Origin of the sequence: Sphingobium chungbukense (assembly GCF_001005725.1) — a bacterium.
Taxonomy (GTDB): Bacteria; Pseudomonadota; Alphaproteobacteria; order Sphingomonadales; family Sphingomonadaceae; genus Sphingobium; species Sphingobium chungbukense.
The window spans coordinates 216,798-241,173 of record NZ_LBIC01000001.1; the positions used below are offsets into that span (position 1 = coordinate 216,798).

Here is a 24,376-nt window from a genome sequence, read left to right on the forward strand (position 1 = left end):
CCCTCCCTCGCCTCCCGCGTCGAGTCACTTGCCTCACCGCGACGCAACCGAAAAGGCACCGTCAGAGGCGGTCGGCTTTCATCCCGAAGATGGTTTCATGGGGCTGATAGGCGGCCATTCTGTCGAGCAGTGCTTCGATCGCATTGGCGTGGATCAGGATATTGGCGTGCTGAGCGCGGATGAAGCCGGCCTCCACCATATGCTGGTTGAACGATATGAGCTGATCGTAGAAGCCCGCGACGTTCAACAGTCCCACCGGCTTGCCATGATAGCCAAGCTGCGCCCAGCTTATCGCCTCCCACAACTCATCCATCGTGCCGACGCCACCCGGCAGGGTGACGAAGCCGTCGGACAGATCGGTGAAAAGCTGTTTGCGCTGGTGCATGGTCTGGACGACGTGCAGTTCCGTGCAACCGCGATGGGCGACTTCGGCGCCGACCAGCGCATCGGGGATGACGCCGATGACTTCCCCACCCGCTTCCAGCGCGGCATCCGCTACCGCGCCCATCAGTCCCAGGCGACCGCCACCATAAACGACGCCAATGCCGCGATCGGCCAGGACGCGCCCGACATGGCGGGCAGCCTCGACATAAAAGGGATCGGCCGGGGTCGCCGAGCCGCAATAGACAGCCAGTCTCTTCATAAATCCTGCGTTCGTTAAACCAGATCTTCCAGCATCAGCGCCGCGGTCGCCTTCGCACTGCCGACCACGCCGGGAATGCCTGCGCCGGGATGCGTGCCCGCCCCCACCAGATAGAGGTTGGGGATGACATCGTCGCGATTATGGGCACGGAACCAGGCGCTCTGGGTCAGCAAAGGCTCCAGGCTGAAGGCACTGCCCAGATGCGCCGACAGGTCGTGGCGGAAATCGGGCGGGGCATAATGGAATTGCGTCACGATGCGCGATCGGATGTCGGGGATCAGGCGATGCTGGATCTCGTCGAGGATACGCTCGGCATAGACCGGCGCGAACTGGTCCCAATCGATCGGCAGCTTGCCCATGTGCGGCACGGGCGCCAGCGCGTAGAAGGTCGAATGGCCATCGGGCGCCATCGACGGATCGGTCACGGTCGGATGGTGCAGATAAAGCGAAAAATCCTGCGGCAGCACGCCATGATCGTAAATGTCGGTCAGCAGCCCTTCATAACGCGGGCCGAACAGGATCATATGGTGTGGGATGCCCGGCCAACTCCCCTTGATCCCGAAATGCAACACGAACAAGCTGGGCGACCAGCGCTTGCGGGCGAGCTTTTCGGCCTGTTTCTCCCCGCGCGGATGATGGCCGATCAGGTCGCGATAGCTGTGCATCAGATCGGCGTTGGAGGCGACGGCATCCGCCTCCCCGCGCCAGCCCGAGGCGGTGCGGACGGCGACGGCCCGGTCGCCATAGGTTTCGATCTGCACCACCGGATCGGCCAGCCGCAGTGTCCCCCCCAGCCGCTCGAAATGCGTCGCCATCGCCTGCACCAGCCGGTTGGTGCCGCCCTTCGCGAACCAGACGCCGCCATCCTTTTCCAGCTTATGGATCAGGGCATAGATCGAACTGGTCTGCATAGGATTGCCGCCGACCAGCAGCGTGTGGAAGGAGAGTGCCTGCCGCAGCTTCTCATTCTTCACATGGGAGGAAACGACCGAATAGACCGAACGCCAGGCCTGGTGCTTCGCCAGCGCGGGCGCGGCGCGGACCATGGAGGCAAAGTCCAGGAAGGCGACCGAACCAAGCTTGCGATACCCTTCCTGATAGACGCCATCGGCATAGTCGAGAAAGCTTTCATAGCCCACCACATCCTCGGGATTGAGTCTGGCGATCTGGGCGCGCAGCGCGGCTTCGTCGTTGGAATAGTCGAAATTCGTCCCGTCGCGCCAGTTGAGCCGGTAGAAGGGCGACACCGGCACAAGGTCGACATCCTCCGCCATGTCATGGCCGGACAAGCGCCACAGTTCGCCCAGGCAATCGGGATCGGTGATGACGGTCGGCCCCGCGTCGAAGACGAAGCCATCCTTTTCCCACATATAGGCACGCCCACCCGGCCGGTCGCGTGCCTCGACCAGCGTGGTATCGATTCCGGCGGATTGCAGACGAATGGCGAGCGCAAGCCCGCCAAAGCCAGCACCGATAATGATCGCTTTTCGGTTCATCGGGGTCTGGGCATCAGGCGGGAGGGCTCAGAAGTGCTCGCATGGCGCCCCTTATGGGCACCGGGGGCCGCCCGCACAAGATGCGGATGCGATCGCCGCGCGTCGAGCGCCCACCATAGAAGCGGCCGATCAGGGAAGGATCAAGCCGATAAAAACGCTCGAAAATGCGCCAGCGCTGGTCAGGACGCGCGGCGCCGAACAGCATGCGTCCCAGCAACCGGTAATAGCGGCCCTGCCGCCAATGGGCCACCGCCCATTCACGCGTCACTTGTGCCAGCAGCGCCCCTTCCATCGACCAGGCGTCGACCAGGCGGAGTGCAAAACGAACCGCGTCGGGCAAGGAATAGCCGGTCATGGGATGGAACATCGCCGCCCTCGCGCCTGCCCGTGCGACGGGGTCATCCTTCGGCCAGAAGCGGTCGAAATCGCCGCCATGGACGACGGGAAGGACACCGCTTTCACTATGGACGATTTCATCGACCCGCCATCCCTGCGCGCGCGCATAGGCGGCGATCCTGGCGCTGACGGCAGGAACGTCCAGATCGGGCGCGTCACTATAATAAGTATCTTCCACGAACAGGGTCCGCTCGCCCCAGGGCAGAAGATACATGAAGCGATAACCGTCCAACTGCTCCACCCCGGCATCCATGATGACAGGACAGGCAAGGCCATGCGGCGCATCCAGCCGCAGGGTCTGGCCGACGAACTTCTGCCAGCCGCAACGCAGGGCCGAGAGATCGCCCCCTCCCCTCACGTCGAGGACCGCCCGGGCAGCAATGGTGCGACCGTCGGACAGGGTGACGGCGGTCGGCGTCAAACGGACGGCCTGTGCACCGATCTGGACGGCATCGCCCAGAACCGTGCGGGCATGGGTGTCAAGCTGTACCGAGGTGATGCTGTTATAGGGCGTGGAGAGTCGGCGGCCGTGGCCGGGGAAACGGACCTCATGCCCCTCCGCCCAGCGACGAGAGATCAAGGGTTCGACCAGCCAGCGGTCTTCGGCATCCACATCGCCGTCGAAAAAAGACCAGACATGATTGCCCCCCAGTCGATCCGCCTCTTCCAGCAGACATAGGGAAATGTCGGGACGGCGCGCGGCAAAGGCGAGCGCGATGAGGCTGCCGGCCAATCCGCCGCCCACTATCGCAAGATCATAAGCCGGGATTTCATCGCAATCGGTCATGGTCGCCATCCGTCCTTGTAGGAATGCGGAGCGGAAATGCACGGATTGTTTTCGTTCGATATATAGTATAGGGGGGTATCCTATGCATATCATCGCGGATCGGGACAAGCTGTTGGCGCGGGTGCGGCGGATCGCTGGACAGATCGGCGCCGTGGAGCGGCAATTGGCGGGTGATGCCGGCTGTTCGGAAACCCTTCAACTGGTCGCTTCCGTCCGTGGCGCTGTCGGCAGCCTGATGGACGAATTGATCGAGCAGCATATGCGCGAACATGTCGCGCGGCCGGGCATCAGCGATGACGCCCGGGAAGCGGCGGCGGAAGAAATGCTGGCGCTGATCCGGCGATATGGGAAATGAGCATGCACGGCGATTCTTATGGGCATCATCATGATGCGCAGGACCATCATGATCATGATCATCATCACGACCTGCCGCCTGCATTCACCAATGGCGATGGCGAGGAAAGCCATTATTTCGACCATATCTATCTGACCGCCGGCCATGACCAGAATGCGCGGCGGACCATATGGGTCCTCTGGCTGACGGCGGCGACCATGGTGGTGGAGATCGTCTTCGGTTGGCTGACCGGATCGATGGCGCTGCTGGCCGATGGATTCCATATGGCGACCCATGCCGGGGCGATGGCGGTGGCCGCTGCGGCCTATAACTATGCCAAGCGCCACGCCCGCAATCCGCGCTATACGTTCGGCACGGGGAAGGTGGGCGACCTGTCCGGTTTCGCCTCCGCGCTGATCCTCGCCTTCACGGCATTGTTCATCGCGGTCGAATCGGCCACGCGCCTGTTCCAGCCGGTGTCTGTTGCCTTCGGGGAAGCGGCCTCGGTCGCGGTGTTGGGGCTGGTCATCAATCTCATCAGCGCGCTGATGCTGGGGCACGACCATAGCCACGATCATGCGCACGCCCATGCCCATGGAAAGGGTCATGCCGACAATAATCTGCGCGCCGCCTACGTACATGTGCTGACCGACGCGCTGACATCAGTACTGGCGATCATCGCCCTGCTGGCCGGACGCTATATGGGATGGTGGTGGATGGACCCCGCGGTCGGCCTGCTCGGCTCCGCGGTGATCGCGCAATGGGCTTGGGGGTTGATGAAGGACACCTCCGCAATCCTGCTCGACACAGCGGAGCCCGCATTGATGGCGCGGATCAAGGCGTTGGCCGAGGCCGAAGGGGCCGTCCTGCGCGACCTGCACGTCTGGCGGGTCGGGCCGCATGCCCATGCGGCGATCCTCAGCCTGGCGCCGGGTGCCGATGTCGCGGCGGTGCGGCAGGCGGTCAATGCCCTGCCCCGGATGGAACATGTCACCGTCGAAACGGTCTGACCGAAAAAACGGCCCGTTTCCGGCTGGATCGGCGGTGTTGCGCGATCACCCGATTTTTCTGAACGATGGTTAACCGCGCTATTCAGGCAGCCGTCATGCGCCACTGTGCATGTACCCGATCACAAAGGGTTGGTGGAGGTCGCCATGTTCAGGACAATGATTGCAACCGTTTCGATCGCCGGAGCCGCCGTGCTGGGCTTTACGGCATCGCCCGCGCTGGCGCAGGGCAATTACCATTATAGCGAACGTTATGAAGGCGATGATGGCAGCTATTATCGCAGCGAAACCTATCGCAGCGACGACTACCATGATCGGGGCTATTATGATCGGGGTGACCGCTATCGCGACTATGATCGGCGGCCGGTCGAATATCGCGAGGATTATGTCCGCGAACGCCCGCGCTATCGTCCCCGCTATACCAGTTGTTCGTCAGGCACCACGGGCGCCGTGGTGGGTGGTGTGCTGGGCGGCCTGCTGGGTCGCGAGATTGGCCGCGGCGGCCGTTGGAACCGGCCAAGCACGACGGGCCTGATCCTGGGCGCTGGCGCGGGTGCACTGGCCGGACGAGAGGTGGAGCGGGGCGACTGTCGCTAAGATGGGTGAATAGGAGCGGCGCGTCGAATGAGGCGCCGTTTCGTGCACCCGGCGGAGTTTTTCTCCGTAGCATCTTGAAACTGAATTATCGGCTTCTATGTTGGGGTCGTTCCGGCTCTCCCTCCCCCTCGCCGGAACAATCCCTGAGCAGCCCCGGTGCCCCTTGCACCGGGGCTCCTTTTTTTCAGGCGCTAAGCGCACTGCGTTAAATCATACGCAAGCCGCACGCTCTAAGCTTTCGTTGTCGCATCGTTTTAAGCGCAAAACCGGTGCCCACTTTTGCGCACGATGCTCTATGTGTTTAGTCTGGGCATTTGATGGTGCGGATTGAGGATAAATCGTTCAGGCTCGGTTGCCCAGCATTTGCAGATGTATTCGTAGGGCGTGAGGCCGCGCAGGGTCTTCAGCCGTCTGCCGTAATTATAGGCGTTGATGAAGTCGCTGAGGTGTGCGGTCAGTTGGGCATGGCTGTCGTAATGGTAGCGCTTGACCGTGGCTTCCTTGATGGTCCGGTTCATTCTTTCGACCTGGCCGTTAGTCCACGGGTGTTTGATCTTGGTGAGTCGGTGCTCGATGTTGTGCTCGTCACAGATCCGGTCGAAGATGTGGTGGAAGGCGTATTTGTGGCGGGCCTGGTTGGTGAACTGGATGCCATTATCGGTGAGCACGGTGTGGATGACATAGGGCACGGCAGCGATCAGGTTCCTCAAGAACTGGGCAGCGATCATCTTGCCAGCCTCCTTGTGCAGTTCGACAAAGGCGAACTTGCTGGTTCGGTCGATCGCCACGAAGAGACGCAGCTTGCCCTCGGCGGTCTGCACCTCGGCGATGTCGATGTGGAAGTAGCCGATCGGGTAGGACTTGAACTTGCGCTTGGGCTCCTTGTCGCCCGTCACCTCGGGCAGGCGGCTGATGCCGTGCCGTTGTAAGCAGCGATGCAGGGATGAGCGGGTCAGATGTGGGATCGTCGCCTGCAAGGCATAGAGGCAGTCGTCCAGCGGCAGCAGCGTGTGCTTGCGAAAGGCGACGATGATCGCTTCATCCTCGATGCTCAATATCGTCGAATGAACATCCTTCGGGCCGGCAGGCAGGTCTTGGGTTGCCGTGCGCTTCTTCCATTTGGCGACGGTCTTTTGGTTGATGCCGGGGACTGTCAGGATTTCCGTGTGCGGGCGGGCATAATGGGTAAAAAGGGAGTCCCACTATGTCTCGACGCAAAGAGCCTGCCATACCGAATGAGCTTCTCGATCAGCTTTTGGCGGGCGGCGCTGCCAGTGCCGCCTTCGAGCAGGGCGGTCTGCTCGATTCGCTGAAGAAGGCGCTGACAGAGCGTGCCCTGAATGCGGAGATGGATCACCACCTCGCTGGCGAAGACGGCGCCGGCAACATGCGCAACGGCTACGGTCGGAAGACGGTAATGACCGACACCGGCAAGTTGGCGATCGACGTACCGCGCGATCGCCAGTCGAGCTTCGACCCGCAGTTGATCGCCAAGTATCAACGCCGCTTTCCCGGCTTCGACGACAAGATCGTGTCGATGTACGCGCGCGGCATGAGCACCCGCGAGATCACCAGGCACCTGCACGATCTTTACGGCATCGACGTCTCACCCGATTTGATCAGCACGGTGACCGACGCCGTGCTCGATGAGGTCGCCACTTGGCAGCAGCGGCCGCTCGATCCGGTTTACCCACTGGTCTTCTTCGACGCGATCCGGGTCAAGATCCGCGACGAGGGCATGGTGCGCAACAAGGCGATCCACATTGCGCTGGGCGTCCGCGCCGACGGCGCAAAGGAGGTGCTCGGCCTGTGGCTCGAGCAGAATGAGGGTGCCAAGTTCTGGCTTCGGGTGATGAACGAGCTTCGCAACCGTGGCGTCGAAGACATCCTGCTGGCCGTCGTTGACGGCCTGAAGGGCTTTCCCGATGCGATCACCGCAGTGTTCCCCGATGCGATCGTCCAGACCTGCATCGTTCACCTGCTGCGCAACTCGATGGACTTCGTCTCCTGGAAGGACCGCAAGAACCTCGCCAGCGCGCTTAAGGAGATTTACCGTGCCACCGACGCGGATGCCGCCGAAAAGGCGCTGACGGCATTTGAGGCTGGCCCTTGGGGGCAGCGCTATCCCGCCATCGGCCAGAGCTGGCGGCGCGCCTGGGGCGAGGTGATCCCGTTTTTTGCGTTCCCCGACGAGGTCCGCCGGATCATCTACACCACGAACGCGATCGAAGCTTTGAACTCGAAGCTCAGGCGGGCTGTCAGGGCCAGGGGACACTTCCCCAGCGACGAGGCCGCCACCAAGCTGCTCTATCTGATCTTGAATCGGTCGGAGAAAGAGTGGAAGATGCCACCACGTGAGTGGACCATGGCGAAGGCGCAATTTGCCGTGATCTTCGGCGAACGTTTCATCAGAGCCATGGCGGCCTGATGATCAACCGCCCGCCCGCACACGGAAATCCTGACACTCCCTTGATGCCGTAGCGCTTGGCCAGAACCCTCAAGCTCTCTTGACTATGTTGTATCGCTCGACGGACTGCCGCTGTCGTGCGGGCGCTCCCGTGAAGAATCTGGACCATAGTGCATCCTTCCATCCTTGGCTGAATAATGCACCATCAAATGCCGGGACTAAACACCTGGACCTCCATTATCCAAGCCGCCTAGACCGCCACGATCTCAGGCAGGATCGCATCCAGCAGCAACATGCCCGCCGGTCCTATGGACAGTTGCTGACCCCATTGCCGCACAAGACCGTGACCCGCCAGCCGCGCGACGGCCTTCCCATCGACCAGAGCCTCGACCGCCAATCCCGACAGCCGCGCGATGCGGGCGAGATCGACGCCTTCCCCCAACCGTAACCCCATCAACAGCGCCTCCCGCGCGCGGTCTTCGGGAGCAAGCGGCTCCTCGCTTTGCAGCCCGTGTCCATTGCGGGCGACCGCATTCATCCAATTTTCCGGTTTCTTATGCCGCAGCGTCGCCAATCCTCCGCGCCGCCCATGCGCGCCCGGACCCACGCCTGCATAGTCGCCATAGCGCCAATAGGTAAGGTTATGGCGGCTTTCCTGGCCCGGCCGGGCATGATTGCTGATCTCATAGGCAGGGATGCCGGCCGCCGCCGTCATCGCCTGCGTCCGTTCATAGAGGGTGGCGGCATGATCCGGATCAGCGGGCATCAGCCTGCCCTGCGCCACCAGAGTCGCAAAGCGCGTGCCCGGCTCGATGGTGAGTTGGTAGAGTGAGAGATGATCGGTACCGAAGGACAAGCCTTGCGCCAGTTCCGTTTCCCAATCCGCCTCGCTCTGGCCGGGCCGCGCATAGATCAGGTCGAAATTCACCCGGCCGAATACCGACTGCGCAACGTCCAGCGCAGCGAGTCCCTCGCGGACATCATGGGCGCGGCCCAGGAAATGCAGCGCTTCATCCTCCAGCGCCTGAAGGCCGAGCGACACCCGATTCACGCCCGCCGCCGCCAGATCGGCGAAGCGCGCCGCCTCGACCGAACTGGGATTGGCCTCGAGCGTGATCTCGATATCGGGCGTCGGTGTCCAGTGGCGCGCCGCCGCGTCGATCAGCGCTTCGACGATGCGGGGCGGCATCAGCGAGGGCGTGCCGCCGCCAAAGAAGATCGACGACAGGGGCCGCCCGCTATTCAGCCCCGCTTCATACGCCAGATCGTTCAGCAGCGCATCGCGCCATGCATCACTATCGATCTCCGCCCGCACATGGCTGTTAAAATCGCAGTAAGGACATTTCGAAACGCAAAATGGCCAATGCACATATAGGGCTATGGGGGTGGCTGACGGCGCGGGGATCAAAGGGTTCGCGGACATGAGTGGGGGCGTTCTTAAAGGGCTTTGGCCAGCGCGGCTAGCATGGGCCGGCATTTTGCTGGCGGTGGCAGGACAGGCTGCCGCCGCGCCGTCGAAAAGCCCACGCCCCCTGCCGCCGGCTATGCCCGCCTCCTATTACGGCATGGAGGAGGCGGATCGCGATGACGGGCTGATGCGCGAAATCATCCTGGGCATGCACAATGAGGAACGCGAATCGCTGGGCCTTCCGCCCTTGGCTTGGGACAGCGCATTGGCGGCGGATGCGGCGCGCTATGCCGCGCAGATGGCGCAGACCAATATCTTCCGCCATTCCGCACGCGCCAGCCGCGCCACGCCCAGCGGCGAAAATCTCTGGATGGGATCGCGCGGCCTCTATGATTATGAGGTGATGGTCGGATCGTTCCTGGATGAGAAGCGCTATTTCCGGCGCAACGGCACCTTGCCCGATCTCAGCACCACCGGCCGGTGGGAAGATGTCGGCCATTACACCCAGATCATCTGGCGCGGCACGCGCAAGGTCGGCTGCGCGCTGGCGGAGGGGCAGAGCTACGACTATCTGGTCTGCCGCTATTTCCCGGCAGGGAATGTCTTCGGCCGCAACCCGCTGGACCGGGATGATGCCACGCCGTCCCAATATGCCGGTGGCGGCCGCTGATTGGCGGAACCATGCGCCTACGCAGGCAGGCATGGAACAGGTCTTCAATGGTCAGAAAACCGCAGCCACCAACTGCGCGAAGGCATCGGCGCGGTGGCTCATCGCATGCTTCTTCTCCGGCGCCATCTCACCGAAGCTGATGGCGTGCCCATGCGGTTGGAAGATCGGATCATAGCCGAAACCCCTGTCCCCTCGCGGCGGCCAGGTGATGATGCCATCGACGCGGCCTTCGAACGCCTCGACATGACCGTCCGGCCAGGCCAGTGCGAGCGCGCAGATGAAATGCGCGCCATGGCCCGCCTCCGGCCCCTTGGCCTGGATATTGTCCCAGACCAACTGCATGGCGAGGCCGAAATCCTTGCCCTCGCCGGCCCAGCGGGCGGAGAAGATGCCCGGATCGCCGTTCAGCGCCTCGACGCACAGGCCGCTGTCATCGGCGAGCGCAGGCAGGCCCGACAGGTCCGCGGCCTGCATCGCCTTCAGTTCGGCATTGGCGATGAAGGTGGTGCCGGTCTCGTCGGGTTCGGGCAGGTCCAGCGCGGCGGCGGAGACCGTCTCTATGCCATAGGGCGCGAGCAGTTCTCCGATTTCCCGCACCTTGCCCGGATTGTGGCTGGCGATCACCAGCCTGCCCGGCCCCAGCTTGCGGATCGCCTGTTCCTGTCCGAACTCGTCGCTCATCTTACCGTCCCGTAGCCTTGTCCTGCGCCGCGAAAATCTGCGCGCAGCCGATACGGGCGAGGCGCAGCAGGCGAAGCAGCTCTTCCTCGTCATAGGTAGCGCCTTCGGCGGTCGCCTGCACTTCCGCAAATTTGCCGTCGCCGGTCAGGATCAGGTTCGCGTCGGCCTCCGCATTGCTGTCCTCGGCATAATCGAGGTCCAGCACGGGGGTTCCGTTATAGATGCCGCAACTGATCGCGGCGACCTTCTGCACGATCGGGTCTTCTTTCAGCGCGCCCGATGCCAGCAGCTTGTCGATGGCGATGCGCAGCGCGACCCAGCTTCCTGAAATGGCGGCGGTGCGGGTCCCTCCATCGGCCTGGATCACGTCGCAGTCCACGACGATCTGACGTTCGCCCAGTTTCTGGAGGTCGACCACGGCGCGCAGCGAGCGACCGATCAGGCGCTGGATCTCCTGGGTGCGGCCCGACTGCTTGCCCTTGGCGGCCTCCCGGCTGCCACGCGTGTGGGTGGCGCGGGGCAGCATGCCATATTCCGCCGTGACCCAACCCGATCCCTTGCCACGCAGGAAGGGCGGCACCTTCTCCTCGATCGACGCGGTGCAAAGGACCCGTGTGTCACCGAAGCTGACCAGACAGCTCCCCTCGGCATGGATGGTGAAGCCGGGCTCCATGGTGATCTCGCGCATCTGGTCGGGCGCGCGGCCGGAAGGACGCATAAATTTCTACTCCGAAGCGTTGTACGGGTGCGGCTTAGCGGCAGGCGTGCAGTCTTGCCAGTGGCGATATATGCGAAAGATGCTAGGAAACGGGGCATGGGGACGAAAACGATCATGATTTTGGCAGCGACGGCACTGCTCGGCGCATGCGCGACCGAGCAGGCCGAGCTGGAAAAGCCGACGGCGGCCGGGGACACGATCCGCTTTTCCGCCGGCCCCTGCTTCGGCGCCTGCCCCAGCTACACATTGCGCGTGACGCCGGACGGCTCCGGGCTGATCGAGCCTCAGCGTTTTACCGCCGTACCAGGACCGACGCGTTTCACCGTGACGCCGCTGCAATATCGCCGCTTCCGCGCGGCGCTCTTGCAGTTCCGACCTGCCCAGGGGACGGTCAAACGCATCGGTCAGGGGGAAAATTGCACCCGTTTCGCGACCGACATGCCGGGCTATGTGATCGAATGGACGCGCGGCGATGCGCAGCCGACGCGCCTGGAGTTCCAGTCGGGCTGCATGGACGCCGGCTATGGCAAGCTCCGGGCGACGATCGCCTCCATCCCCAAAATGCTCGACATCGCGGCGATGGTGAAACCGACGCCAGCCAAGGGCAAGTGACGGATGGGCTTGAGCGCGGCCGAAGCCTTGCCTAGATAACAGCCATGGCGGTCACACCGATCACCGAACTGAACGAGCGTGCCCGCGACGTATTCCGTCTGGTTGTCGAGAGCTATCTCGGCACCGGGCTACCCGTCGGTTCGCGCACGATCAGCAAGCTGGCGACCCTCAGCCTGTCGCCGGCCTCCATCCGCAACGTGATGCAGGACCTGGAGGAACTCGGCCTGCTTGCCGCGCCGCACACTTCGGCGGGACGGATGCCGACCGAATCCGGCCTCCGGCTGTTCGTCGATGGCATGATGCAGGCGGCGGAGCCCTCCGTGGAGGAACGGCGCGCGATCGAGGCGGGAATTGCCGAGGGCGGACCGATCGAGGAAGCACTGTCGGCGGCGACCGCAGCATTGTCCGGCCTGTCCGCCTGCGCCGGGATCGTGATGGTGCCCAAACGCGAGCCGGTGCTGCGGCAGTTCGGTTTCGTGCCGCTGAACGAGCGGCAGGCGCTGGCGGTGCTGGTGGGACAGGACGGGTCGATCGAGAATCGCGTGGTCGATCTGCCGCCGGGCGTGACGCCCATCATGCTGAATGAGGCGGCCAATTTCATGTCGGCGAGATTTGGCGGATTGACGCTGGCGCAAGCGGGCGAAGCCTTGCAGCGCGAACTGGAGCGGGAGCGCCATGCCTTGCAGGGCGCGGCCCGCGAACTGGTGGAACGCGGCATCGCGATCTGGTCGCAGGATGCCGACGAGCGGCCCGTATTGATCGTGCGCGGTCAGGCGCATCTGCTGGACGACGGCACTGCCGCCGATCTGGAACGGGTGCGGCAATTGCTCGAACAGCTTGAAGGCAAGCAGGAGATTTCCCGGCTGCTGGAAAGCGCGCTGGCGGGCAGCGCGACCAAAATCTTCATCGGCTCGGAAAACAAGCTCTTTTCCCTGTCGGGTTCTTCGGTCATAGCCGCGCCTTACCGGGGCGGTGACGGCCGGGTGGTGGGCGTAGTCGGCGTAATCGGCCCGACGCGCTTGAACTATGCGCGGGTGATCCCCATGGTGGACTTCACTGCGCAGACGCTGTCGAGATTGATGAGATGAGCGAAGACAAACAGAATATCGAAAACACCGAACTTGTGGACGAACTGCCCGAGGATGCGGCGCCGGCTGGCGACGCGGCGGCGGAGCGGATCGCCGCTCTCGAAAATGAGCTGGCGACCGCCAAGCAGGACGTGCTTTACGCCCATGCGGAAATGCAGAATGTACGGCGGCGGCTGGAAAAGGAACTGGCCGATGCGCGCGCCTATGCATCGACGGCCTTTGCCCGCGATATGCTGTCGGTGGCGGACAATCTGGGGCGTGCGCTCCAGACGATCCCAGCCGATCTGCGTGAGGATGAGAAGTTCAAGGGGCTGGTCGCAGGCCTGGAAGCCACCGGTCGTGAACTGGAAGCCGTATTCGGCCGCAACGGCATCGAGAAACTCGTGTCGGTCGGCCAGCCGCTCGACCCCAACAAGCATCAGGCGATGATGGAAGTGCCCTCCGCCGAGGCGGAACCCGGTACGGTTCTGGTGGAGATGCAGGCGGGCTATACGATCAAGGATCGGCTGCTGCGCCCGGCGTTGGTCAGCGTGGCGAAGAAACCCGACTGATCACCGCATCGGTTGCAAATGACAAGGCCCGCCGGACCCATGTCCGGCGGGCTTTTTGCTGGGCGGGAGCCCGTCCCCGGCGTTGGAACCAGCGCCACCTTCGCAGGAGCATGTGGCTCTTTCGTCATAAGCGATATTAAAAGATATATCGTAATCCTTGACGAGGTCTGATTTTAAGATATATCTCAATACATCGAAAAACAGTTGAGAGATATATGATGCATTTTCATCATGCGCATCGCGGCTTGCGTGGTTTTGGGCGCGGCCATCATCATTTTGCGGGACCGGACGGCTTCGGCCGGGGCGGTTTTAGCGGTCATGGCGACGGACGCTTCGAAGGCGGGCTGTTCGGTGGCGGCCGAGGCGGGCCTTTTGGCGGAGGACGCGGAGGCGGCCGGCGGCGCCTGTTCGGCAACGACGCGCTGAAACTCATCCTCCTGAAGCTGATCGCGGATAGTCCGCGCCATGGCTATGACCTCATCCGCGAGATCGAGGCATTGTCGGGCGAGGTCTACGCGCCCAGCCCGGGCGTGGTCTATCCGACGCTGACGTTGCTGGCTGACATGGACCTGATCGCCGAGCAGCCGGGCGAAAGCAGCCGCAAGCTCTTTGCCATCACAGAGGCGGGGACCGCCCATTTGGCGGAGCATGAGGCTGGCGTGCGGGAGGTCATGGACCGCCTGGGTTCTCTGGCGAAGAGGGCCGAGCGCACCGACGGCGCGCCGATTCGCCGGGCGATGCACAATCTGGGCATGGCGGTCCGGGCGCGGCTGGAAAAGGAAGGCGCCGATGCCCAGACCATGTTCGACGTCGCTTCGCTGATCGATGAGGCCGCCAGCAAGATCGAAAGGCTATAATCCATGACTTTGACCGCAAACGTACCGACCACCAACGCAAGCCGCTATCTCCAGCAGCTATGCAAGCATTGGAGCCACAAGTTCGAAACCGAATTCGACGCGCAAAAGGGCAGGATCGCCTTCCCCATGGGGTCGATCCGGATGGCGGCGGAGGCCGAGACGCTCACCGTCACCATCGAACCGGAGGAGGGCGCCGATATCGAACGGTTCAAGCAGGTGCTGGCCGATCACCTCGACCGCTTCGCCTTTCGCGAAGCCCCCCTGAGTTTCGATTGGCGGTAGATGGGTGGAAAACGGACGTTCCCCGTCCCGCCTGCGGAGGGGAATGTCTTAGATTGGCCATTTCCTGAAATTCCAAATCATCCGCGCAGCCTATGGCTTCATTCCTCCTCGTCCATATGCGCGATTTCCTTGTCGAGATCGCGCAACACGTCGGCGCGGATCTTGTCCGACATCCTCGCGGCGGCAGCAATCTGCGCGCGGGCGGCGATCAGCCCGGCACGGGCGGCGCGATGCGCCTGCGCCGAAATCTGCGCCTCGCAGATGCGGACACGGATATGGCGGCGGCCGTCCGCATCCACGGTCTCGCGGCGATTGACGCTCCTGCCCTCTTCGCAACCGTTGGCGACATCGACATCCGGCACCGTGCGGCGGATTTCCGCTTCGCTGGGAATGGCATGGGACAGGGCACGGCCGTCTTCATCGCGCAAGCGCATCGGCGGCGCAGGAGGAAGCGGCGGGACCGGTGGGACCATGTCAGCGGCGGGCGCTGGAGGAATTGGCGGGACGGCGGGCACCGACGGAACATTGGCGGCGGTGTCCCCTGTGCGCTCATGGGGCGCAGGCTTGGGCGCGGCGGATGGTTCCGGCACCTGGGGAATCGCGATTTCAGTGGCGGAAGCGGGCTGCGCGACGAGATCGGCCAGCCGGCCGAAATTCATCGAGTCGACCTTTTCAGTGATCGCGGCGACCTGCTGCGCCGCCCGGCTGCCCGACGCGGTCAGCGCCAGACCCGACATGGTGACCAGAGCGACCGCCGCCATGCCCCAACTGATCCGGCGTAGCGACATTTCATGGGCAGAGAGCATTTTCAGCCTCCGTTTGAACACGGTGATGGGATTGAGGTGGCAGGCGCCGGCGAAGGGATGTCCCGCTGCAGCCTTCAATATCGCGCGTCCGTAGACAGGGGCCTGATCCTGTCCGTAAAGCGCCAGCACCCGCGCATCACAGGCCTGTTCCTGGTCGGCGCGATAGGCACGATAAGCGATCCAAGCGACGGGATTGCACCAGTGCAGCCCCAGCAGCAGCAGCGCGATCATATTGGCGGCCAGATCGCCACGCTGATGATGCGCACGCTCATGGGCGATCGCCATGGCCCGTTCCTGCGGATCGAAGCGTAGCGCAAAATCGGCGGGCAGCACGATGAAGGGTCGCAATATGCCGAACGCCAACGGTCCTCCGGCCCGTGGGCTGGAAACGATATGAATACGCCCCTCTTCGCCGACCGGCGTCGCGCCGTTCAGGATGAAGCGGCGGAAGCGCACATAGCCGACCGCCTGCACCGTCAGAAAAATGACCAAGCCGAGCAACCAGAACGACGCCCCGATCTCCAGCCAGGGAATGGTCGCTTCGGCGCGCGCCGGCAGTGCGGCCATCGCCGGTGCGGCGTCCAGCAAGGTCGGCAATCCCGCCCGGTCCACCGCCATCTGCAAGGGTGAGCGATGGACAACCTCCTGCGGCAGGGCGGGCAGCATCATGCGTGCCAGCGGCAGCAGCCACAGACAATAGGCCGTCCCCGCCCCCAACCACCGTGCCACCGGTCGCCGCAACAGCATGACGATAGCCATCAGCAGGGTCGTGGCGATCAGCGTTTCAGCGATCCAGACGCTCATGATTTCAATCCTTTCAGGATTTCCTCAAGCTCGGCGATATCTTCCGCGGTCAGCTGGTCCTGGCTGGCGAGATGGGCCACCAGCGGCGAGACACGCCCGCCAAACAGCCGGTTGACCAGCCGTCCCGACTCGCTGGCAACATACGCCTGCCGGGGGACGAGCGGACGATAATAAAAGCGACGGCCATCCTGATCGGCGGCGATGACATCCTTGGCCATCAGGCGGGAGAGCAGCGTCTTGACCGTCTGGACGCTCCAATCGCGGTCGGCGGCGACGCGATCGGCCACTTCGGCCGCCGTTTGGGGCGCGGATTCCCACAGCGCCTCCATCACCACCAGTTCCGCTTCGCTGATCTTTTCGCTCACGACGGGTTCATCCAACCGGGACTCGACAACTACAAATGTAATCGCATCGATTACGTCTGTAGTCAAGACATGGGGCCGGAGTGTCGGCCTGCCTTACAGGTCCGGCTTCCGGTGGAGCGCTATTAACCCTCACAAGCACGGACATGCGGGCTTTTTATACCCTGGCACGCAGTTTGCGACGCTTTCCACATTCCGTTCAACTATCGGGAGGATACAGGCAACAGTCTCCGCCGTATCCTCCCACCCGGTTGTCTCAGGACAGATCAAGCAAGCCCTGTTCCTGCCTTCGCAGGAATGCATGGACGCGTTGTTCAACCGGCATGAAAAAGGCGGCCCGGAGAACCGAACCGCCTTTCCGACAGTCTTTCGGGAAAAGGCTCAGTTGGCCTGGGCGACGCCCTCATCGGCCATCAACTGCTGCAATTCGCCAGCTTCGTACATTTCCATCATGATGTCGCTGCCGCCGACAAATTCGCCCTTCACATAAAGCTGCGGAATGGTCGGCCAGTCGGAAAAGGTCTTGATCCCCTGACGCACGCCCTGGTCCTGGAGGACGTCCACGCTTTCATAGGCGACGCCCAGATGTTCCAGGATCGCGATGGCGCGGCTGGAAAAGCCGCATTGCGGGAAGAGCGGCGTGCCCTTCATGAAAAGCACGACGTCATTGCCATTGACGATATCGGCGATCCGCTGCTGCACGGCGTCGGTCATCTTTTGGTCCATTCCTGTCAGGCGCCGCAGTCTGGCGCACATATTGTCCGATGGCCGTTAATTGGGAACGGCGGTGGTCAGTTGCAAGGCATGAAGCACGCCGCCCATGCGTCCGCCCAGCGCCGCATAGACTGCCCGCTGCTGCGCGACGCGGTTCATGCCCCGGAAACTCTCCGCAACGACGCGGGCTGCATAATGATCGCCGTCCCCGGCCAGGTCGGTGATCTCGACCTGCGCATCGGGGATTGCGGCGCGGATCATGTCCGCAATGTCTTCGGCAGCCATCGGCACGGTGGAATGATCCTGATGCTTATTGGGCTTCGATGAACATGCGGCGGGCAATCACCTGCTGCTCGTCCAGAGCGGCGCGAACGCCCGCTTCGTCGATCTCGATACCGGCCTGGGTCATGTCGCCCAGCAGCTTGCGGATGACATCCTCGTCGCCCGCTTCCTCGAAATCGGCCTGAACGACCGCCTTGGCATAGGCGTCGGTCTCTTCGGGCGTCAGGCCCATTTTCGCCGCCGCCCATTCGCCGAGCAGCCGGTTGCGCCGCGCCTGGATGCGGAACTGCATCTCCTGGTCGTGCGCGAACATGTTTTCAAAGGCCTTTTCACGGTCGTCGAAGGTGGTCATGCCTGTACCCTGTAAAGAAATGGGATCGTTTCGTCCGAAATAGGAGGATCGCGCCGCTTACGCAACGACGGGAACGAGCCAGGGCCGCGTTCCGGCATCCTTTGCCTCGAACTGGCTGATCGTATCCGCCTGTCCCAGCGTCAGGCCGATTTCGTCCAGCCCACCCAGCAAACAATGCTTGCGGAACGGATCGATCTCGAACTGGAAGCGGTCCTGGAACTGGGTCGTGACGGTCTGATGCTCCAGATCGACATGGATCGGATCGCTCTTGGCGACTTCCATGAGCCGATCGATCGCCTCCTGCGGCAGCACCACGGTCAATATGCCGTTCTTGAAGGCATTGCCCGAGAAGATGTCTGAGAAGCTGGGTGCGATCACCACCTTGATGCCAAGGTCGGCCAGCGCCCAGGCGGCATGTTCGCGGCTGGACCCACAACCGAAATTGTCGCCCGCGATCAGGATCGGACTGCCAGTATATTCGGGATCGTCGAAGACGTTGCCCGGTTCCTTGCGCAGCACTTCGAACGCGCCCTTGCCCAGGCCCGAACGGGAAATGGTCTTGAGCCAATGCGCCGGGATGACGATGTCGGTATCGACATTCTTCATCCCGAACGGATAGGCCCGGCCGTCGACGATATTCAGCTTTTCCATCAATGCGCCTGCTTTTCGCCGGGGTGCGTCTTCGAAGCGGTGAGCGTCTCTTCCGCGCGCCCCAGGGTCGCCGCCATGGCGGCACTGGCCAGCGCGCCCAGCGCCAGCAGCCAGAATACTTTCTTCATGCGACCGCCTCTCCCCTTTTTACGCCCATCAATTCGCGCACGTCGGTCAGATGGCCGGTGATCGCCGCGGCGGCGGCCATGACGGGCGAGACGAGATGCGTCCGCGCGCCGGGACCCTGCCGACCCATGAAGTTGCGGTTGCTGGTGGAAGCGCAACGCTCGCCCGCGGGCACCTTGTCCGGGTTCATGCCCAGGCAGGCCGAACAGCCCGGTTCCCGCCATTCGAAACCCGCATCCAGGAAGACGCGGTCCAGCCCTTCCGCCTCGGCCTGGCGCTTGACCAGGCCCGAACCGGGGACGACCATGGCATGTTTGATGCCAGCCGCGATATGGCGCCCCTTGAGCAGATCGGCGGCGGCGCGCAGGTCCTCTATCCGGCTGTTGGTGCAACTGCCGATGAACACATGCTCGATCGCCACATCCTCCAGCCGCTGTCCGGCGGTGAGACCCATATAATCGAGCGACTTCTGCGCGGCAGCCCGCTTGGAGGCGTCCGCGAAACTCTCGGGATCGGGGACCACGCCCGTGACCGGCACGACGTCCTCTGGGCTGGTGCCCCAGGTGACGTTCGGCGCGATGTCGGCGGCGTCGATCACAACGCTCTTGTCGAACACGGCGCCTTCGTCCGTCACCAACGCCCTCCAATAGGCGATGGCTGCGTCCCATTCCGCACCCTTGGGTGCCATGGGGCGTCCCTCCAGATAGGCGATGGTCTTCTCGTCGGGCGCGAACAGGCCGGAACGCGCGCCCGCCTCGATCGACATGTTGGCGACGGTCAGGCGACCCTCGATCGACATATCGCGGAACACCGAGCCGCGATATTCCATGACATAGCCGGTGCCGCCCGCCGTGCCGATCCGGCCGCAGATCGCCAGCGCCACATCCTTGGGCGTGACGCCCGGGCCCAGTTCGCCCTCCACCACGACTTCCATCGTCTTCGACTGTTTCAGCAGCAGCGTCTGGGTGGCGAGCACATGCTCGACCTCCGACGTGCCGATGCCGAAGGCCAGCGCGCCCAAAGCACCATGCGAACTGGTATGACTGTCGCCGCACACCAGCGTCGTTCCGGGCAGGGTGAAGCCCTGTTCGGGACCCACGACATGGACGATGCCCTGTTCCGCATCCGCATCGCCAATGTAACGGATGCCGAATTCGGGCGCGTTCTTTTCCAGCGCGGCCAATTGCTGTGCGCTTTCGGGATCAGCGATGGGAATGCGGTTGCCGGCCGCATCGCGGCGCGGCGTGGTTGGCAGGTTATGATCGGGCACCGCCAGCGTCAGATCGGCCCGGCGCACCTTGCGGCCTGCGAGCCTTAGCCCCTCGAACGCCTGCGGGCTCGTCACCTCATGCACGAGGTGGCGATCGATATAGATCAGGCAGGTTCCATCGGGACGGCGTTCGACGACGTGCGCGTCCCAAATCTTCTCATAGAGCGTGCGGGGCTGTACCATAGCCCCTTCCCCTAGCCCCAGACAGGACGAGGGAAAAGGGGGAAAGCAGCCAATTTTTGCTGTTGGCGCGGATAGCCATGCCGCGATGATGCAAGGTCGGGCAGTCAGACGGCGCGATGATCCTCGACGATGCGGCCGGCGGCGCCGATTTCCGCTTCATGGCTTTCCTCGCGCCATGTTTCGGCGAGCGCTGCACTTTCCCATTCGCGCATGGCGGACAATGCCAGCATACGGTCGACCCAGGCCTTCGCGGCTGGTCCGACCTCCAGTCCATAGGTCCGCACGCGAAACACCACCGGCGCGTAGAAGGCGTCGACCGCCGTGAAGACCGGTCCGGCGAGAAACGGCCCACCGAAGCGGGACAACCCCTCCCCCCATAGTTCGGCAAGCCGCGCGACGTTCCGGTTGAGCGCGGGCGAGGGCAGATGCGGCTCCACCCGCACGCCGACGTTCATCGGGCAATCGTTGCGCAGCGTGGCAAAGCCGCTGTGCATTTCGGCCACGGCGCATTGCGCCCAGGCCCTCGCCCCCTCCGCCTGTGGCCAGACAGCGGGATGGCGATCCGCCAGATAAAGGGTGATGCCCAGCGAATCCCATATGGCGCGGTCGCCGTCGACCAGAACCGGCACCTGACCCGTGGGCGAGAAATCGCGGAAGGCCGCGTAATTCTCTGCCGCTGCAAACGGTTCCACGCGGTCGGTGAAGGCGATGCCCAGCGCTTTCATCAACACCCAGGGGCGCAGCGACCAACTCGAATAATTCCGGTTGGCGGTGATGAGGGTGTAGGACATGCGGCTTCTCCCCTTGCTGAAAGGCGCGCGGAGGATAGGCGCTCGCTCCTCCGGACAAAAGGCGGAACAGCCGAAGCGTTGACAAGCTGACCTTATGAAAAAACGGCCCGGAGCATGACGCTCCGGGCCGTCCAGTCCTTCCACCCTGATCGCGAAGCTTGCACCTCCGCGATCCGGACTTGTCAGCAGCCTTTCGGCGGCAAACTGGTTGCCCCGCTGCCTTTAGGCCGCAAACTGGTTCCCCCGCGGCCTTTAGGCTGCAAACTGATTCCCCTGCGGCCTTTAGGCCGCAAACTGATTCATCGTGTTGTGGACGCCGCCCGCCTTCAGCGCCGCTTCACCCGCGAAATATTCCTTGTGATCATCACCGATGTCGGAGCCCGACATGTTCTGATGCTTGACGCAAGCGATGCCCTGGCGGATTTCCTTGCGCTGGACGCCCTCGACATAACCCAGCATGCCCGCCTCGCCGAAATATTCCTTGGCCAGATTGTCGGTCGACAAGGCAGCCGTGTGATAGGTCGGCAGGGTGATGAGGTGATGGAAGATGCCGGCCCGGGCCGCCGCATCCTTCTGGAAGGTGCGGATCTTCTCGTCGGCCTCAAGACCCAGTTCGGTCGTGTCATAATCCGCGCTCATCAGCTTCGCCCGGTCATAGCCGCTGACGTCCTTGCCTTCCGCCGCCCAGCGGTCGAACACCTGCTGGCGGAAGTTCAGCGTCCAGTTGAACGACGGCGAGTTGTTGTAGACCAGCTTCGCGTTGGGAACGACTTCGCGGATGCGGTCGACCATGCCGGCGATCTGCTCGATATGGGGCTTTTCCGTTTCGATCCACAGCAGGTCCGCGCCGTTCTGGAGCGAGGTGATGCAGTCGAGAACGCAGCGGTCCTCGCCGGTTCCGGAGCGGAACTGGAAGAGGTTCGACGGCAGGCGCTTGGGACGGAACAGCTTGCCGTCGCGGGCCAGAACAACGTCGCCGCGCAGCGTGTTGATGTCCGTGACCTCCTCGACGTCGAGGAAGCTGTTATACTGGTCGCCCAGGTCGCCATCTTCCTTGCTGTAGGCGATCTGCTTGGTCAGGCCCGCGCCCAGCGAGTCGGTGCGGGCAACGATGATGCCGTCGTCAATGCCGAGTTCGAGGAAGGCGTAACGGACCGCGCGGATCTTCGCGAGGAAGTCCTCATGCGGCACGGTGACCTTGCCGTCCTGGTGGCCGCACTGCTTTTCGTCCGAGACCTGGTTCTCGATCTGGATACAGCAGGCGCCAGCCTCAATGAACTTCTTGGCGAGCAGATAGGTCGCCTCGGCATTGCCGAAGCCCGCGTCGATGTCCGCGACGATCGGGACGACATGGGTTTCATATGTGTCGATGTCGTGCTGGATCTTCTGCGCCTTGACCTCGTCGCCGGCTTCGCGGGCGGCGTCCAGGTCGCGGAACATCATGCCCAGTTCACGGGCATCCGCCTGCTTGAGGAAGGTATAGAGTTCCTCGATCAGCATCGGAACGCTGGTCTTTTCATGCATCGACTGGTCGGGCAGCGGGCCGAATTCGCTGCGCAGCGCGGCGACCATCCAGCCGGACAGGTACAGGTAACGGCCCTTGGTGGTGCCGAAATGCTTCTTGATGCTGATCATCTTCTGCTGGCCGATGAAACCGTGCCAGCAGCCCAGCGACTGGGTGTAGTTGGCCGGATCGGCGTCATAGGCGGCCATGTCGCGGCGCATGATGCCGGCAGTGTAGCGGGCGATGTCGAGGCCGGTGTGGAAGCGGTTCTGGAGACGCATCCGGGCGACCGATTCGGCTGCGATGCCGTCCCAATGGCCCTGACCGCCGATGGTGGTGCCGGCCTTCGTGATTTCCTGGCTGTAGGTCATGACTGCTCGATTCCATGAATGTGGTGGTGAATTGATGGCGCTTTTCTAGAAGGGCTTTCGCGGGTGCGGCAGAGGGCGTGAAGTTCAGTTGTAGAACTTTACAAGAATTGCGTGTAAAGTTGTAAAGGCTGCACAGGAGCGTTTGTCGAGATGGCCAAGGATCGTCCGGTTTACATGGGGCCGCGCCTGCGCAGGCTGCGGCGGGAATTGGGCCTGACGCAGGCGGACATGGCGGCGGACCTGGAGATTTCCGCCAGCTATGTGGCGCTGCTGGAGCGCAACCAGCGCCCGCTGACCGCCGACATGCTGCTGCGCCTTGCCCGCACGTACAAGATGGACATGAGCGAGCTGGCGGGCGACGGCGGCGCGGAGCAGACGGCGCGGTTGCAGGCGGTGCTGAAGGACCCGATGTTCGCGGACATCGACCTGCCGGTGCTGGCGACCGGCGATGTCGCGGTCAATTATCCGGGGATCACCGAGGCCTTGCTGCGGCTGCACACGGCCTATCGCGAGGAGCAACTGGCCCTCGCCGATCAGGGGGCGGAACGGCCCGAGGCCGCGGAGGCGCCCGATCCGGTCGCCGAATCGCGGCGCTTTCTGGGGGCGCGGCGCAACAGTTTCCCCTTGCTCGACGATGCGGGGGAGAAGCTGGCGGCGGAGGCCGAGGCGGCGGGCGGGCTGTCCGCCGGGGGATTGGCCGCATGGCTGAAGGCGAAGCATAATCTGCGGGTGCGGCGGCTGCCGACCGAGGTGATGGCGGGATCGATGCGGCGGCTGGACCGGCATCGCGACGCCGTGCTGCTGGACGATGCGCTGGACGGGGCGAGTACCGCCTTCCAGTTGGCGTTGCAGATCGCCTATCTGGAGATGCGGCGCGATTTCGAGGCGCTGCTGAAGGACGGCCAGTTCGCCGGCGAGAGCGGACGGCGGTTGACCCGGCGGGCGCTGGCCAGCTATGCCGCGGCGGCGATCCTGATGCCCTATGGCGCCTTTGCGAAGGCGGCGGAGGCGCGTCGATACGATGTGGAGGCGCTGGCCCGCCAGTTCGGCACCAGTTTCGAACAGACCGCGCATCGCCTGACCACGCTGCAAAAGCCGGGGCAGGAGCGCGTGCCTTTCTTCTTCCTGCGGGTGGACCAGGCGGGCAATGTCAGCAAGCGGTTGGACAGCGCGGGCTTTCCCTTCGCGCGCCATGGCGGTTCCTGCCCACTCTGGTCGGTGCACCATGCTTTCGAACGGCCGCGCGAAGTGCTGACCCAATGGCTGGAACTGCCGGACGGGCAGCGTTTCTTCTCCATCGCGCGGACGGTGACGGCGGGCGGCGGCGGCTGGGGCGTGCCGAAGATCGAGCGGGCGATCGCGCTGTGCTGCGCGGCGGAGCATGCGCACAAGCTGATTTATGCGGCAGGCGAATCTGCCGGTGAGCCGACCCCGATCGGCGTCACATGCCGGCTGTGCCATCGCAGCCAGTGCATGGCCCGGTCCGCCCCGCCGATCGGCCGCGACATGCTGCCGGAGGATTTCCGGCGGACCCATACGCCCTTCGGCTTTGCGGACGGGTGATGGCGGACGGACGATCATGGCGGGTCCGGCGGAGCTGCGCCGGACCCGTCCGCCCCTTTTTTC

The 24,376-nt window shown here is 63.5% G+C and carries 27 protein-coding genes and 2 pseudogenes; 11 read left to right on the top strand and 18 right to left on the bottom strand.

Annotated elements, in window-relative coordinates:
- Positions 1-61 precede the first annotated feature (61 nt).
- Genes YP76_RS01030 through crtY form a run of 3 tightly spaced genes read right to left on the bottom strand, consistent with a single transcriptional unit; the run spans position 62 to position 3,331 of the window.
- A complete protein-coding gene (locus tag YP76_RS01030; RefSeq protein WP_046761764.1) occupies positions 62-643 on the bottom strand; it encodes an LOG family protein in 582 nt (193 codons plus the stop codon).
- Positions 644-657: 14 nt separating this feature from the next.
- Positions 658-2,139, bottom strand: coding sequence for a phytoene desaturase (locus YP76_RS01035; protein WP_046761765.1), 1,482 nt, complete (start codon positions 2,137-2,139; stop codon positions 658-660).
- A 13-nt stretch (positions 2,140-2,152) separates the two neighbouring features.
- The gene (gene crtY, locus YP76_RS01040) at positions 2,153-3,331 is read right to left on the bottom strand and encodes a lycopene beta-cyclase CrtY (protein WP_084732995.1); all 1,179 of its coding nucleotides are present in this window, start codon (positions 3,329-3,331) and stop codon (positions 2,153-2,155) included.
- A 73-nt stretch (positions 3,332-3,404) separates the two neighbouring features.
- Between crtY and YP76_RS01045 the strand changes: the two genes are divergently transcribed.
- The 3 genes from YP76_RS01045 (at position 3,405) to YP76_RS01055 (ending at position 5,260) form a co-directional block, all read left to right on the top strand.
- Entirely contained in the window at positions 3,405-3,677 is a 273-nt protein-coding gene (locus YP76_RS01045) for a metal/formaldehyde-sensitive transcriptional repressor (RefSeq protein ID WP_046761767.1), read from the top strand.
- The gene (gene dmeF, locus YP76_RS01050; RefSeq protein WP_046761768.1) at positions 3,674-4,666 is read left to right on the top strand and encodes a CDF family Co(II)/Ni(II) efflux transporter DmeF; all 993 of its coding nucleotides are present in this window, start codon (positions 3,674-3,676) and stop codon (positions 4,664-4,666) included. Before YP76_RS01045 ends, dmeF begins: the two co-directional genes overlap by 4 nt.
- 144 nt (positions 4,667-4,810) lie before the next feature.
- The gene (locus tag YP76_RS01055; protein ID WP_046761769.1) at positions 4,811-5,260 is read left to right on the top strand and encodes a glycine zipper 2TM domain-containing protein; all 450 of its coding nucleotides are present in this window, start codon (positions 4,811-4,813) and stop codon (positions 5,258-5,260) included.
- Positions 5,261-5,553: 293 nt separating this feature from the next.
- On the opposite strand, the pseudogene YP76_RS01060 reads toward YP76_RS01055, so the two are convergent.
- Positions 5,554-6,405, bottom strand: a pseudogene (locus tag YP76_RS01060) (IS481 family transposase); the annotation flags it as partial.
- Between the two features lie 59 nt (positions 6,406-6,464).
- Here YP76_RS01060 and YP76_RS01065 point away from each other — a divergent pair.
- Positions 6,465-7,688 (top strand): IS256-like element ISSpwi2 family transposase, encoded by a 1,224-nt coding sequence (locus tag YP76_RS01065; protein WP_014082638.1) that lies wholly within the window; start codon positions 6,465-6,467, stop codon positions 7,686-7,688.
- 43 nt (positions 7,689-7,731) lie between these two features.
- Here the strand turns inward: YP76_RS01065 and YP76_RS27525 are convergent.
- Positions 7,732-7,836, bottom strand: a pseudogene (locus YP76_RS27525) (IS481 family transposase); the annotation flags it as partial.
- Positions 7,837-7,917: 81 nt separating this feature from the next.
- Entirely contained in the window at positions 7,918-9,090 is a 1,173-nt protein-coding gene (gene hemW / locus YP76_RS01070) for a radical SAM family heme chaperone HemW (RefSeq protein WP_046761771.1), read from the bottom strand.
- 121 nt (positions 9,091-9,211) lie between these two features.
- On the opposite strand from hemW, the gene YP76_RS01075 reads away from it, so the two are divergent.
- Positions 9,212-9,745: a CAP domain-containing protein gene (locus YP76_RS01075; RefSeq protein ID WP_084732996.1), complete on the top strand. Its 534-nt coding sequence runs from the start codon at positions 9,212-9,214 to the stop codon at positions 9,743-9,745.
- Between the two features lie 51 nt (positions 9,746-9,796).
- On the opposite strand, the gene rdgB is transcribed toward YP76_RS01075, so the two are convergent.
- Positions 9,797-10,426: an RdgB/HAM1 family non-canonical purine NTP pyrophosphatase gene (gene rdgB / locus YP76_RS01080; RefSeq protein ID WP_046761772.1), complete on the bottom strand. Its 630-nt coding sequence runs from the start codon at positions 10,424-10,426 to the stop codon at positions 9,797-9,799.
- A gap of 1 nt (position 10,427) precedes the next feature.
- Entirely contained in the window at positions 10,428-11,144 is a 717-nt protein-coding gene (rph, locus tag YP76_RS01085; RefSeq protein WP_046761773.1) for a ribonuclease PH, read from the bottom strand.
- Positions 11,145-11,240: 96 nt separating this feature from the next.
- Between rph and YP76_RS01090 the strand changes: the two genes are divergently transcribed.
- From YP76_RS01090 to YP76_RS01110, 5 genes are all read left to right on the top strand, one after another.
- Positions 11,241-11,756, top strand: a complete 516-nt coding sequence (locus YP76_RS01090; RefSeq protein ID WP_046761774.1) for a DUF6438 domain-containing protein — start codon at positions 11,241-11,243, stop codon at positions 11,754-11,756.
- A 44-nt stretch (positions 11,757-11,800) separates the two neighbouring features.
- Positions 11,801-12,844, top strand: coding sequence for a heat-inducible transcriptional repressor HrcA (gene hrcA, locus YP76_RS01095; RefSeq protein WP_046761775.1), 1,044 nt, complete (start codon positions 11,801-11,803; stop codon positions 12,842-12,844).
- Entirely contained in the window at positions 12,841-13,395 is a 555-nt protein-coding gene (gene grpE, locus YP76_RS01100; protein ID WP_046761776.1) for a nucleotide exchange factor GrpE, read from the top strand. Before hrcA ends, grpE begins: the two co-directional genes overlap by 4 nt.
- A gap of 215 nt (positions 13,396-13,610) precedes the next feature.
- Positions 13,611-14,252, top strand: a complete 642-nt coding sequence (locus tag YP76_RS01105) for a PadR family transcriptional regulator (RefSeq protein ID WP_046761777.1) — start codon at positions 13,611-13,613, stop codon at positions 14,250-14,252.
- A 3-nt stretch (positions 14,253-14,255) separates the two neighbouring features.
- Entirely contained in the window at positions 14,256-14,534 is a 279-nt protein-coding gene (locus YP76_RS01110; RefSeq protein WP_046761778.1) for a DUF2218 domain-containing protein, read from the top strand.
- Between the two features lie 98 nt (positions 14,535-14,632).
- On the opposite strand, the gene YP76_RS01115 is transcribed toward YP76_RS01110, so the two are convergent.
- The 10 genes from YP76_RS01115 to YP76_RS01155 all read right to left on the bottom strand — a co-directional run bounded on the left by YP76_RS01115 (position 14,633) and on the right by YP76_RS01155 (position 22,750).
- The gene (locus tag YP76_RS01115) at positions 14,633-16,144 is read right to left on the bottom strand and encodes a M56 family metallopeptidase (RefSeq protein WP_046761779.1); all 1,512 of its coding nucleotides are present in this window, start codon (positions 16,142-16,144) and stop codon (positions 14,633-14,635) included.
- Complete coding sequence (locus tag YP76_RS01120) at positions 16,141-16,509, bottom strand: BlaI/MecI/CopY family transcriptional regulator (RefSeq protein WP_046761780.1); 369 nt, start codon at positions 16,507-16,509, stop codon at positions 16,141-16,143. Before YP76_RS01120 ends, YP76_RS01115 begins: the two co-directional genes overlap by 4 nt.
- A gap of 378 nt (positions 16,510-16,887) precedes the next feature.
- Positions 16,888-17,220 (bottom strand): Grx4 family monothiol glutaredoxin, encoded by a 333-nt coding sequence (gene grxD / locus YP76_RS01125; RefSeq protein ID WP_046762549.1) that lies wholly within the window; start codon positions 17,218-17,220, stop codon positions 16,888-16,890.
- Between the two features lie 57 nt (positions 17,221-17,277).
- Entirely contained in the window at positions 17,278-17,511 is a 234-nt protein-coding gene (locus YP76_RS01130) for a BolA/IbaG family iron-sulfur metabolism protein (RefSeq protein WP_046761781.1), read from the bottom strand.
- 19 nt (positions 17,512-17,530) lie between these two features.
- Entirely contained in the window at positions 17,531-17,854 is a 324-nt protein-coding gene (locus YP76_RS01135; RefSeq protein WP_046761782.1) for a DUF1476 domain-containing protein, read from the bottom strand.
- A gap of 57 nt (positions 17,855-17,911) precedes the next feature.
- Positions 17,912-18,505: a 3-isopropylmalate dehydratase small subunit gene (leuD, locus tag YP76_RS01140; RefSeq protein ID WP_046761783.1), complete on the bottom strand. Its 594-nt coding sequence runs from the start codon at positions 18,503-18,505 to the stop codon at positions 17,912-17,914.
- The gene (locus YP76_RS29000) at positions 18,505-18,633 is read right to left on the bottom strand and encodes a hypothetical protein (RefSeq protein ID WP_269748601.1); all 129 of its coding nucleotides are present in this window, start codon (positions 18,631-18,633) and stop codon (positions 18,505-18,507) included. The genes leuD and YP76_RS29000 overlap by 1 nt, the downstream gene beginning before the upstream one ends.
- Complete coding sequence (leuC, locus tag YP76_RS01145; RefSeq protein ID WP_046761784.1) at positions 18,630-20,084, bottom strand: 3-isopropylmalate dehydratase large subunit; 1,455 nt, start codon at positions 20,082-20,084, stop codon at positions 18,630-18,632. The genes YP76_RS29000 and leuC overlap by 4 nt, the downstream gene beginning before the upstream one ends.
- Positions 20,085-20,188: 104 nt before the next feature.
- Positions 20,189-20,875, bottom strand: coding sequence for a glutathione S-transferase family protein (locus tag YP76_RS01150; protein ID WP_046761785.1), 687 nt, complete (start codon positions 20,873-20,875; stop codon positions 20,189-20,191).
- A gap of 282 nt (positions 20,876-21,157) precedes the next feature.
- On the bottom strand, positions 21,158-22,750 hold the full coding sequence (locus YP76_RS01155; RefSeq protein WP_046761786.1) for an isocitrate lyase: 1,593 nt from the start codon (positions 22,748-22,750) through the stop codon (positions 21,158-21,160).
- 150 nt (positions 22,751-22,900) lie between these two features.
- Between YP76_RS01155 and YP76_RS01160 the strand changes: the two genes are divergently transcribed.
- The gene (locus YP76_RS01160) at positions 22,901-24,313 is read left to right on the top strand and encodes a helix-turn-helix domain-containing protein (protein WP_046761787.1); all 1,413 of its coding nucleotides are present in this window, start codon (positions 22,901-22,903) and stop codon (positions 24,311-24,313) included.
- Positions 24,314-24,376 lie beyond the last annotated feature (63 nt).